The organism is Actinacidiphila sp. bgisy160 (genome assembly GCF_057707815.1).
Window position 1 is genome coordinate 225,724 of record NZ_JBYIQW010000001.1, and the last position, 12,781, is coordinate 238,504.

At 73.1% G+C, this 12,781-nt stretch carries 12 protein-coding genes; 7 read left to right on the plus strand and 5 right to left on the minus strand.

The features are described 5' to 3' along the window. Positions 1-15: 15 nt before the first annotated feature. From AC3EUJ_RS01085 to AC3EUJ_RS01105, 5 genes are all read left to right on the plus strand, one after another. A complete protein-coding gene (locus AC3EUJ_RS01085) occupies positions 16-549 on the plus strand; it encodes a low molecular weight protein-tyrosine-phosphatase (RefSeq protein WP_431958933.1) in 534 nt (177 codons plus the stop codon). Continuing rightward, complete coding sequence (locus AC3EUJ_RS01090; protein ID WP_431958934.1) at positions 546-1,433, plus strand: fructosamine kinase family protein; 888 nt, start codon at positions 546-548, stop codon at positions 1,431-1,433. The genes AC3EUJ_RS01085 and AC3EUJ_RS01090 overlap by 4 nt, the downstream gene beginning before the upstream one ends. A gap of 81 nt (positions 1,434-1,514) precedes the next feature. After that, on the plus strand, positions 1,515-2,651 hold the full coding sequence (locus tag AC3EUJ_RS01095; RefSeq protein ID WP_431958935.1) for a cystathionine gamma-lyase: 1,137 nt from the start codon (positions 1,515-1,517) through the stop codon (positions 2,649-2,651). Between the two features lie 226 nt (positions 2,652-2,877). Then, a complete protein-coding gene (locus tag AC3EUJ_RS01100) occupies positions 2,878-3,774 on the plus strand; it encodes a LysR family transcriptional regulator (protein WP_431958936.1) in 897 nt (298 codons plus the stop codon). 103 nt (positions 3,775-3,877) lie between these two features. Further along, the gene (locus AC3EUJ_RS01105; protein WP_431958937.1) at positions 3,878-4,405 is read left to right on the plus strand and encodes an NUDIX domain-containing protein; all 528 of its coding nucleotides are present in this window, start codon (positions 3,878-3,880) and stop codon (positions 4,403-4,405) included. Positions 4,406-4,417: 12 nt separating this feature from the next. On the opposite strand, the gene AC3EUJ_RS01110 is transcribed toward AC3EUJ_RS01105, so the two are convergent. From AC3EUJ_RS01110 to AC3EUJ_RS01125, 4 genes are all read right to left on the minus strand, one after another. Further along, positions 4,418-5,077, minus strand: coding sequence for a pyridoxamine 5'-phosphate oxidase family protein (locus AC3EUJ_RS01110; RefSeq protein ID WP_431958938.1), 660 nt, complete (start codon positions 5,075-5,077; stop codon positions 4,418-4,420). A 41-nt stretch (positions 5,078-5,118) separates the two neighbouring features. Next, complete coding sequence (locus tag AC3EUJ_RS01115; protein WP_431958939.1) at positions 5,119-6,558, minus strand: globin domain-containing protein; 1,440 nt, start codon at positions 6,556-6,558, stop codon at positions 5,119-5,121. Between the two features lie 254 nt (positions 6,559-6,812). After that, positions 6,813-7,445 (minus strand): HAD family hydrolase, encoded by a 633-nt coding sequence (locus tag AC3EUJ_RS01120; RefSeq protein WP_431958940.1) that lies wholly within the window; start codon positions 7,443-7,445, stop codon positions 6,813-6,815. Beyond that, a complete protein-coding gene (locus AC3EUJ_RS01125) occupies positions 7,406-8,359 on the minus strand; it encodes a LysR family transcriptional regulator (RefSeq protein ID WP_431958941.1) in 954 nt (317 codons plus the stop codon). The genes AC3EUJ_RS01120 and AC3EUJ_RS01125 overlap by 40 nt, the downstream gene beginning before the upstream one ends. Before the next feature lie 84 nt (positions 8,360-8,443). Between AC3EUJ_RS01125 and AC3EUJ_RS01130 the strand changes: the two genes are divergently transcribed. After that, a complete protein-coding gene (locus tag AC3EUJ_RS01130; protein WP_431958942.1) occupies positions 8,444-9,328 on the plus strand; it encodes a GNAT family N-acetyltransferase in 885 nt (294 codons plus the stop codon). 160 nt (positions 9,329-9,488) lie between these two features. On the opposite strand, the gene dnaB is transcribed toward AC3EUJ_RS01130, so the two are convergent. Next, the gene (gene dnaB / locus AC3EUJ_RS01135; protein ID WP_431958943.1) at positions 9,489-10,964 is read right to left on the minus strand and encodes a replicative DNA helicase; all 1,476 of its coding nucleotides are present in this window, start codon (positions 10,962-10,964) and stop codon (positions 9,489-9,491) included. 439 nt (positions 10,965-11,403) lie between these two features. On the opposite strand from dnaB, the gene AC3EUJ_RS01140 reads away from it, so the two are divergent. Then, positions 11,404-12,747, plus strand: coding sequence for an MATE family efflux transporter (locus AC3EUJ_RS01140; protein ID WP_431958944.1), 1,344 nt, complete (start codon positions 11,404-11,406; stop codon positions 12,745-12,747). Positions 12,748-12,781: the final 34 nt, after the last annotated feature.

Genomic DNA, 12,781 nt, shown 5'->3' on the forward strand with positions numbered 1-12,781 from the left:
TGCATCATGGAGCCCATGAGCGCTCCGTCCTCCCGCACCCCGCTGCGGGTGTGCTTCGTCTGCACCGGCAACATCTGCCGTTCGCCGATGGCCGAGTCCGTCTTCCGCACCCGTGTGGAGGAGGCCGGGCTCGGCGGCCTGGTCGCCGTCGACAGCTCGGGGACCGGCTCCTGGCACGAAGGCGACGGCGCCGACCACCGCACCGTGGCCGTGCTCCGCGCGGCCGGGTACGAGCACGAGCACATCGCGCGCCAGTTCCAGCCCGAGTGGTTCGCCGGGCTCGACTTGGTGATCGCCCTCGACTCCGGCCATCTGCGGGACCTGCGCCGGCTGGCGCCCACCCCCGAGGACGCCGCCAAGGTGCGGCTGCTGCGCTCCTACGACCCCGCCGCGGAGGCCGGGGCGGACGGCCGCGGCCTGGACGTGCCCGACCCCTACTACGGGGACATCAGCGGCTTCGAGGAATGCCTGGAGATGTGCGAGGCCGCCGCCGAGGGCCTGCTGGACGCCGTACGCGACGCCCTCGGCGAGCCCGCGCCGGCGCCGTGACCCCTCCGGCCGGGCTCGCGGACCGGGTCGCCGCCCTGCTGGGCGAGCCGGTGACCCAGCTGGGCCCGGTGGGCGGGGGCTCGATCTGCCGGGCCGTGCGGCTGCGGCGCCGCTCGGGCGGCGCGGTCTTCGCCAAGACCCTCGCGGACGCGCCGCCGGGCTTCTTCGCCGCCGAGGCCGCCGGCCTGCGGCTGCTGGGCGGCACCGGCACGGTGGCCGTACCGGAGGTGCTCGCCGCCGACGACCGCACCCTCGTGCTGGAGTGGGTAGAGCCCGGCCCGGCCACCCCGGCCGCCGCCGAGCGCCTCGGCCGTGAACTCGCCGCGCTCCACCGGGTCCCCGCCCCGGCGTACGGGACGGCGCACCCCGCGTTCATCGGTTCGCTCCCCCTGCCCTCGTCCAGCCCCGGGCAGACGTCCGGCTCCCTGGGGGACTGGCCCGCCTTCCACGCCGCCCACCGGCTGTTGCCCTTCCTGCGGCAGGCCGCCGACAGCGGGGCCATGGCACCGGCCGACGTCCGCGCGGTCGAGCGGGTCTGCGAGCTGCTGCCGCGGATCGGCGGCCCCGGGCAGCCGCCCGCGGTGATCCACGGCGACCTGTGGTCCGGCAACGTCCTGTTCACCGCCGACGGCCGGGCCCGCGTCGTCGACCCGGCGGCGCAGGGCGGGCATCCCGAGGCCGACCTGGCGATGCTGGAGCTGTTCGGCTGCCCGCACCTGGAGCGGGTGCTCGCCGCGTACGAGGAGGTCCGGCCGCTGCCCGGCCGAGCGGAACGGGTGCCTCTGCACCAGTTGCACCCCCTGCTGGTACACGCCGTCCTGTTCGGCGCGGGTTATGGGGCCGCCGCAGGTCGCGCCGCCCGCGCGGCCCTCGCGTCCGCCTAGCGGACGGCCGTGTTCGTTGGAACGTACACCGGTATCTTCCGCCTGTACGTTCGCGAAGACGGGGAGAGCGAGGAGAGGGCGATGACGGAGTACGAGAGCAGGCCCGGGGACAGCACCCGCAGCGTGCACGCGGGCCGCCCGCCGGCCCGGCCCCACGAGCCGGCGTTGCCCGGCCCGGTGTTCGCCGCGCACTTCCACCTGCCGGGCGACGTCACCGGCCCGTACACCTACGGCCGTGACGAGAACCCCACCTGGACCCGGCTGGAGGAGGCGATCTCCGCCCTGGAGTCCCCGGACGTCCCCGCGCAGACGCTGGCCTTCTCCTCCGGCATGGGCGCCATCTCCTCCGTGCTGTTCTCGCAGGTGCGTTCCGGCGACACCGTGGTGCTGCCCTCCGACTGCTACCAGGCCACCCGCACCCTCCAGAGCCGTCTGGAGGACTACGGGGTCTCGGTGCGCCTGGCGCCCACCGCGGGCGACGCCCAGCTGGAGGCGCTGGAGGGCGCCCGGATGCTGTGGATCGAGACGCCGTCCAACCCCGGCCTGGACGTGTGCGACATCCGCCGGCTCGCCGACGCCGCGCACGCCGCGGGCGCGCTCGTGGCGGTCGACAACACCCTCGCCACCCCGCTCGGCCAGCGCCCGCTGGACCTGGGCGCGGACTTCTCGGTGGCGAGCGGCACCAAGGCGCTGTCCGGCCACGGCGACCTGCTGCTGGGCTATGTGACCACCCGTCGGCCCGAACTCGCGGCCGGGGTGCGGCTGTGGCGCAAGACCGTCGGCGCGATCCCCGGCCCCATGGAGGCCTGGCTGGCGCACCGTTCGCTGTCCACGCTCGCGCTGCGGGTGGACAGGCAGGCCGCCAACGCCCTGGAGCTGGCCGCCGAGCTGCGCCGGCGGCCCGAGGTGACCGACGTGCGTCACCCGGGCCTGGCCGGCGATCCGGCGCACTTGGTCGCCACCGCGCAGATGACCCGGTTCGGCAGTGTCGTGTCCTTCACGCTGCCCGACAAGGAGCATGCCGAGCGCTTCCTGTCCGCGCTGCTGCTGACGACGGAGGCCACCAGTTTCGGGAGTGTGACCAGCACCGCGGAGCGCCGGGCGCGCTGGGGCGGGGACGCGGTCCCCGAGGGCTTCATCCGCTTCTCGGTCGGGGTGGAGGACGCGGCCGACATCGTGCGGGACGTGACGCAGGCCCTGGACGCCGCGGCGCGCTGACCCCGTACGTTCACCTCGAACAGATATATCTACGTAGAGGGCTCTACGCAGAATGGGTGGTCCGAGCCTCCCCCCTCGTGGCTCGGACCACCCTGGCTTTACGCGCGGAGACCCGTCCGAACAAGGCTAGTTGACTCTGCGTCAGTGTCCAATCACAGTTGCGATACAGACCTATCGATATATTTATATGTTGCGGTCGTACCGGTGGCCAGAAGGGAGCGGTTCCATGGATCTGGCGCTGCTGCGAACGTTCGTCACCGTGCACCGGGCCGGTTCCTTCACCAGGGCCGCTCAACTGCTGGGACTGTCGCAGCCCGCCGTCACCAGCCAGATCCGCAGCCTGGAACGCCAGGTCGGCCGCCCGCTGTTCCTGCGCCTGCCGCGCGGCGTCGCCCCGACCCCCGTCGGCGACCACCTGGCCCACCGGGTGGCCCCGCACCTCGACGCCCTCCTGGAGATAACCGAGGCGGACCTCGACGAGGAGTCCGGCCACCGAACCCTGCACCTCGCCGGGCCGCCCACCTTCACCTCCCTGCGTGCCCTGCCCGCCCTCGCCCCGCTGGTCGCCGAGGGCCTGAAGCTGCGGATCGCGCTGGCCGGCGAGGACGAGGCGCTCGCCGGCCTCGCCGCGGGCCACCACGATCTGTCCATCGGCACCGTCCGGCCACGCGACCGGCTGCTGACCGCCACCGCCCTGTGGGACGAGGAGCAGATACTCGTGGCCGCCCCCGCCTGGCAGGAGCGGATCGGCGGCCCGCTGGCGGTGCGCACCCACGGGGCACGGGTCCTCGACGACATCCCCGTGATCTCCTACGACGAGGGCATGCCGCTGATCGACCACTACTGGTCGGCGGTCTTCGACGCCACCCCCGCCGTCGTCCCCGCCGTGGTCGTGCCCGACCTGAGGGCCGTCCTGGAGTGCGTGGTCGCCGGGGTCGGCATGGCCGTCCTGCCGCGCTACCTGTGCTGCGAGGCGATCAGCGCGGGCACCGCCCGGGCGCTGCTGGAGCCGCCGGTGCCGCCCCTGCGCACGTACTTCGTCTCGGTGCGCGCCGGGACGCTCGCCCTGCCGCACATCGCCCGGGTGCACGAGGCGCTGATGCGCTCCTCCGCGACCTGGTGACCGCGCGCCCGGCGTACGGCGGGTGACCTCCGCCAGAACGGGACGTTCCGATTCGCCGTCCCGGGGGCGTTTGCCGCCTCCCGCGCCGCGGCAGATCTCAGGCATGCCCCCGGACATCGAAGCACCTGCCACACCCGGTGCACCGACCGCCCCGGCCACCCGGCCGGTGGTCAAGCGCACCGCCCGTGCCATCCTGCTCGACGGCGACTCCCTCGTGCTCATCAAGCGCACCAAGCCCGGGCTCAACCCGTACTGGGTCACGCCCGGCGGTGGGGTCGAGGCCGAGGACGCCACCATCGTCGAGGCGCTCCACAGAGAGCTGGACGAGGAACTCGGCGCCAAGGTCACCGATGTCGTCCCGGCCTTCGTCGACACCGTCGAGCACATCGGCGAGGACGGCTCGCACGGTGTGAAGGTGCAGCACTTCTTCGTGTGCCGGCTGGCCTCCATGGACCCCTCCCGGCGGCACGGCCCGGAAGTGGACGAGCCCTCGGGCACCTACGACGTGGTCCGTGTGCCCTTCAGCCGGGTCGGGCTCGCCTCGGTGGAGATCGTTCCGCTGACCCTGCGGCACTACCTGGACGGCAACATCGAAGGGGTGCTCGGCCTGCTCTCCGACGACCTCGGCTGACCCCGGGCGGCCTCAGGCGCCGAAGCAGTCCGGGGGCGCGCCGCGGGGCCGCCCCGTGCGGGCGTGCGCGGCGCCGGCGGCCGCCCCGAAGTAGTCCCCGCCCTTGCGCCGCACGTCGTCGGTGCCCCAGGCCCGGCCGTCCCGCGAGGGCGCCTTCGCCATCCGCGGGATGTGCTTCGAGCAGTGGACGTACGCCTCCTCGACGCTCACCCGGACCCACAACTGCGGCCTGCGTCCGGGCACCGCGTCCAACGGAAGCGCGGGGTGCAGGGCGCGCATCGTGCCGTCGGGGATCATCCACGCGCGACCGTTGACGTGCAGTCCGATCCGGTCCCTGGTGAAGTCGAGCATCAGGATGCCGACGTGCGGGTTCTCGCGCATGTTGCCGAGCGAGGCCATCACGCCGTTCCCCCGGTACTCGGGGTAGACCAGGGTCCGCTCGTCCAGGACGGTCAGGAAGCCGGGCGGCCCCGCCCTGAAGGTGCTGTCGCACTCACCCCGGGCGTCCGCCGTGGACAGGAAGAACATCTCCTGCCGCTCGGTGAACTCCCGCATCGACGGGTTGAGGTGGTCCAGCACCTGCTGGGCGTAGAAGCGGTCCGCGCGGTCGGCCGTGCCCATCTCCTCCTGGAGGCGGTGCTCTCCCGCACTGCCGGGACGTTCCTGCGGCAACGTTTCTCCTCGTGGGGGCGTGGGAGGGACGGAAAGCGGAATCAGTCGACGGCCGCGACCAGGCCCTCGATCAGGTCGTGCCGGATGCGCTGGGAGGGCATGCCGCCGCGCACGAGGGTGTCGACGCCGCTGCGGATCATCCCGGGCGGCCCGCTGAGGTACGCGTCGTACTCGGGCCAGGGGCCGTACTGCTGCACGATCTCGGGGAGCGGGCCGTGCAGGCCGCCGTCGCCGCGGCCGTGGGAGACCACGGGGCGCACCGAGAGCCAGGGGTGGCGCCGCGCGAACCCCAGCAGAGTGTCCAGGTCGTACAGGTCGTGGTCGCTGCGGGCGCCGTAGAAGACGTCCATGGCCCGGCGGCGACCGTGCTCGGCGACGTCCTCGACCAGGGCCTTGATGGGGGCGATGCCCGTGCCGCCGCCCAGACAGAGCAGCCCGTTGTCGGTGCTGTGGTCCACGACCATGGAGCCGCCCGGCGGGCCGAGCCGCAGGACGTCGCCGGGCCGGGCGCGGTGGACCAGCGCCCCGCTGACCCAGCCGGCCGGTACGGCCTTCACGTGGAAGACCAGCAGGCCGTCGGAGCGGGGGGCACTGGCGAAGGAGTAGTGCCGCCAGACCCGGGGCCACCAGGGCGTCTCCAGCGTCGTGTACTGACCCGCGAGGAAGGGGTAGGGCTGGTCGGGGCGGACGCTGACCACCGCTATGTCGGAGGTGCGCGGTTCGTGGCTGACGATCTCCCCGTGCCACCAGGGCGGCGCGTGCTTCTCGTCGGCCGCCGCCGCGTCGATCATGATCTGCGAGATCAGCGTGTAGGCGCGCACCCAGGCGCCCTCGACCTCGTCGTTCCAGACGGCCGAAGCGTACCGGGTCAGCGCCCCGATCAGGCATTCACCCACGGCCGGATAGTGCTCGGGACGCGTGCCGTATTTGCGGTGGCCGCGACCCAGCTGGGAGAGGTATTCGGTGAGTATCTCGGCGTCGTCCATGTGTTCCGCCGCGATGAGGAGTGCTTTCAACAATCGGTCGCGCTGCGCGTCCATCGCGGCTGGAAAGAGTTCGCGCAACTCCGGATGCCGTGTGAACAAAAGTGCATAGAAATACGACGTCGTCTTGTCAGCGACCGGCGCGACCTCCTCCATCGTGCGCCGGATCAGCAGGGCATCCGCGCTCGGCTGCCACGACCGCGGCCGGGCCTGCGCGCGGGGCGGGGGCTGCGGGGCCGGCGGCTCCGATTGGTGCCGCGGTCCCGGCGCGTCCCGCGGGGGGCCGGGCCGCGGCGGCACCGGACCGGGGTCGGCGTTTCGCCCGGCTCCCGTGCCCACCGGCCTTATCGGCCGTACCGGGCGGCTCGGCGCGGCGCCGTCCTCGCCCTCGTGATGGGGCCTCGGCCCGTCAGGTGGTGTGTGCGGCGTGAACCATCCGGAGGAGTCAGCCCCGGCACCCTTTCCCGGTTCGGCCGCGTTCGTGGTCAGAGCGTCCATGGTCAGCTTCGCCTCGAGCTTCTCCCGGTCGGTGTCCGTACGTCGGCCACATGTCCTGCGCGGAAAGCCTGCCAGGGCTTCACGCCGCGCGGCCGAATAGCCGGAAGTACGGGAAACGCGATACCGATCCCGTTAAGCTCAGCCGAATGTGAGACCCCGCTGTCGCGGAAGCCCGCCGACCGCGCCCCGAGTCACCGCTTTCACATTCGCCACTCAATTCCCGTGACGATCACCACCGTTGAATCGTCACTTGTTCACTCCGCGACCAGTGCGTACGCTTCGCGCAGATCACGCCCCGTGTACGCATGGCTCGCCAGCCCGCTCACGTGGTGGTCCCCGTTGACCGCGACCGACACCGGCACCGCCGCGAACAGCGCCGTGTCCGACAGCGAGTCGCCGTACGCCACGCACTCCGCGCGGCTGACCCCGTAGCGGGCGCACAGCTCGTCCGCGGCCGCCACCTTCGTCTCCGGCAGCAGGATCCCCGCCAGGTCCAGCCCGGCCGCCGGCCCGAACGGGAGCTCCGGGAAGACCGACGCCCGGACCGCGTGCGCCCCCCACTCCAGCAGCCTGCGCACGAAGAAGTCCGGGGAGAGCGACACCACGGCGCAGTGCTCCCCGCGGGCCGCGATGTCCGCCCACACCTCCCGTATCCCGGTCAGCCACGGGGCGCCCTCGAACGCCGCCGCCACCTGCGCCGGGGTGAGCGCCCGCCACAGCTCGTACGCCCGCTCCGCGTAACCCGGAGGATCGAGCACGCCCCGCCCGAGCGCGTGTTCCAGCTCGCGGAACTCCGCCACCAGCCCCAGTTCCCGGGCGAGTTCCATGCTCGCCGAGGAGCCGTGCATCAGCGTCCCGTCCATGTCGAAGATGTGCAGCCGTCCCACGCGGTCCCTCCCTCGTTCCCCACCGCCCGGCCAATCCCCGGCGGCGTCCCTCCGAACAGCCGGGCGGCGTCCTCCGCCGCCCCGCGGACCGCGGGCCGGCGGTCCGCCGCCCGCCAGGCCAGGGCGACCGTGCAGCGCACGTCCCCGGCCAGCGGCACGATCACCACGTTCGACCGCGCGTAGTGCTCGTCGGTCGACGTGCTCGCCAGCGCGCATCCCCGGCCCGCCGCCACGAGTTCGAGCGTCTCCTCCAACGACCCCGACGCCACCGTCCCGGCCACGTGGACGACGCCCACGGCCGACGGGTGGCGGAACCCGGCGTAGGCCGCGTCCCCGGTTCGCGGCACCACCCAGGTCCTGCCGCCCAGTTCACCGGGCGCGACCTCGGTCCGGCGGGCCAGCGGGTCCGTCGCGGGCAGCGCGACACAGCGCCGGTCGCTGGAGACCGTCACCATCCCCAGTCCCGGGGCGTCCAACGGGGGCCACACGATGGCCAGATCGGAGTGTCCGTCCAGCAGCCCGCAGGAGGGGTCGTCGAAGTCGTAGCGGCGCAGCCGGACGTCGCCGGGGGCGCGGGCCTGGACCAGGTCCAGCAGCTCCCGGGTGCGGCCGGCCGCCGCCTCGCCCAGGAAGCCCACGGTCAACGACCGGGACGCCCCGTCCAGCAGCCCCTCGAGCTCGTCAGCGGCGTCCACCGCCGCCACCGCGTGGGCCAGGATCCGCCTTCCCAGGTCGGTCAGTTCGGCCCGTTCGCGGTTGCGGACCAGCAACGGCCGCCCCGCGGCGGCCTCCAGCCGGCGCACCGACTCGCTCACCGTCGGCTGCCGTACGTCCAGCTGCCGCGCGGCCGCCGAGAACGAGCCCGTGCGCGCCACCGCCACGAACGCCCGCAGGCCGGGCAAGGTCAGCGTCACCCCCGGAGGATAGCCCGGCACCGACCGATGGTCATAGGGAAAAACTATGGGCACCGCCCGCCGCCGCCACGGCACGCTGCCCGCATGACATCCCCCACGGCCGCCACGGCCCCCGTACGCCGTCTCACCTCTGCCGACCTCCCCGCCTGCAGCGCGCTGGCCATCAGCCGCGACTGGGGCGCCGAGGAGCACAAGTGGCGCTTCCTGCTCACTCACGGCACCGGTTACGGCATCGACGCCCCCGACGGCGACGGCCTGGCCGCCACCACCGTCCTCACGCGCTACGCGGGCGGCCTGGCGGCGGTCAGCATGGTCCTGGTCGCCGCCCGCTACGAGGGGCGGGGACTCGGACGGCGCATCATGACCCACGTCCTGGCCGAGGCGGGTGACGACACCGTCACGCTGCACGCCACCGACCGCGGTCGGCCCCTGTACGAGAAGCTCGGCTTCCGGGCGGTCGGCACCGTCGTCACGCACCGCGGCCGCTTCGCCCCGGCCGAGCCCGCCGGGGCGGACGGGCCGGGCGGGCCCGGCGCCGCGGAGCCGCGTCCCTTCACCGAGGCCGACCTGCCGGCCCTGCTCGCCCTCGACGCCGAGGTGTTCGGCGCGGACCGCTCCCCCCTCCTGCGCGACCTGCCCCGGTTCGCCGAGCGGGTCCTGGTCGCCGAGGAGGACGGTGTCCTGACCGGTTACGCCTCGGCCTGGCGCAACGCGGACACCCTGGTCGTGGGCCCCGTCGTCGCGGCGAACGCGGCCGGGGCCCGGCGGCTGATCACCGCTGTCGCCCGGGACGCGGGCACCCCCGTCCGCCTCGACCTGCGCACCGGCGCCCCCGGTGCCCTCGACGGCTGGGCCGCGGCACACGGCGTGACCCCCGTCTTCCCCAACACCCTGATGGTGCTGGGCCATCGCGACCTGCCCGGCGACGAACACCGCCGCCACGCACCGCTGATGGTGGCCCTGGGCTGAGCCCTGGCGGGCGCTACCGCGAGAACACCCGGCCGTAGGCGGAGTCGCCCTCGAGGCAGACGTCGCGAGCGGTGTCACTCTGGCGTTCGTGACCGGGGGACCGCCGTTGGTGCCGCGCAGCACGGACGAACGGCGCACGGCGGATCGCGGCGTCCCCGGCTCAGGTCTGGGCCATGTCCACGAATCGCGAGTAGTGGCCCTGGAAGGCCACGGTGATGGTGGCCGTCGGGCCGTTTCGGTGCTTGGCGACGATCAGGTCGGCCTCGCCCGCGCGCGGGGACTCCTTCTCGTAGGCGTCCTCGCGGTGCAGCAGGATCACCATGTCCGCGTCCTGCTCGATGGAGCCCGACTCACGCAGGTCGCTGACCATCGGCTTCTTGTCGGTGCGCTGCTCGGGACCACGGTTCAGCTGGGAGAGCGCGATGACCGGCACCTCGAGCTCCTTCGCCAGGAGCTTGAGGTTGCGGGACATGTCGGAGACCTCCTGCTGGCGGCTCTCGGGGCGGCGCGAGCCGCCGGCCTGCATCAGCTGGAGGTAGTCGATGACCACCAGGCGGAGGTCGTTGCGCTGTTTGAGCCGGCGGCACTTGGCGCGGATCTCCATCATCGACAGGTTCGGCGAGTCGTCGATGTAGAGCGGGGCGGCCGAGACGTCGGGCATCCGGCGGGCCAGCCGCGTCCAGTCGTCGTCGGTCATGTTGCCGGAGCGCATGTGGTGCAGGGCGACCCGCGCCTCGGCGGACAGCAGGCGCATCGCGATCTCGTTGCGCCCCATTTCGAGGGAGAAGAAGACGCTGGGCATGCCGTTGGTGACCGAGCAGGCACGGGCGAAGTCCAGCGCGAGCGTGGACTTGCCCATCGCGGGACGGGCGGCGATGACGATCATCTGACCGGGGTGCAGTCCGTTGGTGAGGGAGTCCAGGTCGGCGAAGCCGGTGGGCACCCCGGACATCTGGCCGCTGCGCGAACCGATGGCCTCGATCTCGTCGAGGGCCCCCTCCATGATCTCGGAGAGCGGGAGGTAGTCCTCGCTGGTGCGCTGCTCCGTGACGGCGTAGATCTCGGCCTGCGCGGAGTTGACGATCTCGTCGACGTCGCCGTCGGCGGCGTACCCCATCTGTGTGATGCGTGTGCCCGCCTCGACGAGCCGGCGCAGGACCGCGCGCTCGTGCACGATCTCCGCGTAGTACTCGGCGTTGGCCGCGGTGGGCACCGCGTTGACGAGGCTGTGCAGGTAAGGGGCGCCGCCGACGCGCACGAGCTCGCCGCGCTTGGTGAGCTCGGCGGCTACGGTGATGGGGTCGGCGGGTTCGCCGCGGGCGTAGAGGTCGAGGATCGCGGCGTAGACGGTCTCGTGGGCGGGCCGGTAGAAGTCGGCACCCTTCAGCACCTCGACGACGTCGGCGATGGCGTCCTTGGACAGCAGCATGCCGCCGAGCACCGACATCTCGGCGTCCAGGTCCTGCGGCGGTACGCGCTCGAAGCCGGCCGCTCCGCGGTCGTCGCCGCGGTCCCGGTCGCGGTCCCGCTCGTCCCTGCGGCGGAAGCGGGAGACGGGCAGGCGGTCGCCGGGACCGTCCGGCGGGAACGGCGGCTCGCTCCCCCAGTGGTCGTCCGCGGGTTCGGGCTGGCTCACCCCCCTGCCACCTCCTTCCCGTCCGGCGCGGACCGCCGCGTCGTGTCCCTTTTCCTACGCCACGGCTCTGACAATCGAGACGCCCGGACACACCTGTGGCACGTCGGGCGACGCCCCACGGTAGGGGTCCACGGGGCTCACAGCCAAGACGGTTATCCACAGGGGCTGGGGACGACCTGTTGAAGAACCGCCCCTACCTGTGGAGAAGCCCGCTCCAGCTGTGTACAGGGCGGGGGACAGCGCGGTGGACAAGCACACAATCACCCAATGATCACGTCGCTGACCTGCACTTTCTTCGTCCACCCACTGTGGAAAAGAAAAACTTGCCCGCTCGGCCCAAGATCACGACAAACGGCACGGAGGTGATCACCCCACACAGCAAGAGGTAAGAGGCAGCATCTCCTTGCGTCCCTTACATGTGGATGATTACCCTGGCCGGGTGCCCCAGGTCGCCGAAGTCTCCCCCCAGCAGGCCGTACGCCGCCACGACCGCGAGATCATCGCCCTCGCGCTGCCCGCCTTCGGCGCCCTCGTCGCCGAACCGCTCTTCCTCATGGCCGACAGCGCGATCGTGGGCCACCTCGGCACGTCGCAGCTCGCCGGCCTCGGCGTCGCGGGCGCCCTGCTCACCACCCTCGTCGGCGTCTTCGTCTTCCTCGCGTACGCCACCACCGCCGCCGTCGCCCGCCGGGTCGGCGCGGGCGACCTGCCCGCGGCCATCCGCCAGGGCATGGACGGCATCTGGCTCGCCCTCCTCATCAGCGCCGCCGCGGTCGCCGTCGCCGTCCCCGCGGCACCCGCCCTCGCCGACGTCTTCGGGGCCTCCGGCACCGCGGCGCCGTACGCCGTCACCTATCTGCGGATCAGCGCCCTCGGCATCCCCGCGATGCTCGTCGTCCTGGCGGCCACCGGTGTGTTGCGCGGGCTGCAGGACACCCGCACCCCGCTCTACGTCGCCGTCGGCGGCTTCGCCCTGAACGCCGTGCTCAACGTGGTGCTGGTGTACGGCGCCGGGCTCGGCATCGCCGGATCCGCCTGGGGCACGGTCATCTCCCAGAACGCGATGGCGGCCGTCTACCTCGGCGTCGTGGTCCGCGGTGCCCGCCGGTACGGTGCCTCGCTCCGGCCCGACCTCGCCGGGATCCGCGCCTGCGCCCAGGCCGGGACGCCCCTGCTGATCCGCACGCTGAGCCTGCGCGCCGTCCTGCTGCTCGCCACCGCGGTGGCGGCCCGGCTCGGGGACGCCTCGATCGCCGCCCACCAGATCACCACCACCCTCTGGTCGCTGGCCGCCTTCGCCCTGGACGCCATCGCCATCGCGGGCCAGGCCATCATCGGCCGCTACCTCGGCGCTGACGACGTGGCCGGGGCCCGGGCCGCGAGCCGCCGCATGGTGCAGTGGGGTATCGCCTCGGGCGTGCTGATCGGTCTGGTCCTGGCCGTCTCCCGGCCGCTGATCACCCCGCTGTTCACCTCGGACCCGGCCGTGCGCTCCGAGCTGATGACCGTCCTGCTGGTGGCGGCGCTCTCCCAGCCGGTCTGCGGCGTGGTCTTCGTGCTGGACGGGATCCTGATCGGCGCCGGCGACGGCGCCTACCTGGCCTGGTCGATGATCGTCACCCTCGCCGTCTTCGCCCCGGCCGCGCTTGCCGTACCCGCCCTGGGCTGGGGCCTCACCGCCCTGTGGTGGGCGATGGGGCTGATGATGCTCACCCGGCTGGCCGGCCTCCACTGGCGCGCCCGCTCGGGGAAGTGGGCCGTCACCGGCGCCGTGCGCGCCTGACACCGCGGCCCCTCCCGTGAGCGGCAAGACGCCG

Excerpts from the sequence above, each read along its gene's own strand:
- AC3EUJ_RS01095 (WP_431958935.1), top strand. The coding sequence starts at position 1,515 with ATGACGGAGTACGAGAGCAGGCCCGGGGACAGCACCCGCAGCGTGCAC.
- AC3EUJ_RS01085 (WP_431958933.1), top strand. The coding sequence starts at position 16 with ATGAGCGCTCCGTCCTCCCGCACCCCGCTGCGGGTGTGCTTCGTCTGC.
- AC3EUJ_RS01115 (WP_431958939.1), bottom strand. The coding sequence starts at position 6,558 with ATGGACGCTCTGACCACGAACGCGGCCGAACCGGGAAAGGGTGCCGGG.
- AC3EUJ_RS01100 (WP_431958936.1), top strand. The coding sequence starts at position 2,878 with ATGGATCTGGCGCTGCTGCGAACGTTCGTCACCGTGCACCGGGCCGGT.
- AC3EUJ_RS01105 (WP_431958937.1), top strand. The coding sequence starts at position 3,878 with ATGCCCCCGGACATCGAAGCACCTGCCACACCCGGTGCACCGACCGCC.
- AC3EUJ_RS01130 (WP_431958942.1), top strand. The coding sequence starts at position 8,444 with ATGACATCCCCCACGGCCGCCACGGCCCCCGTACGCCGTCTCACCTCT.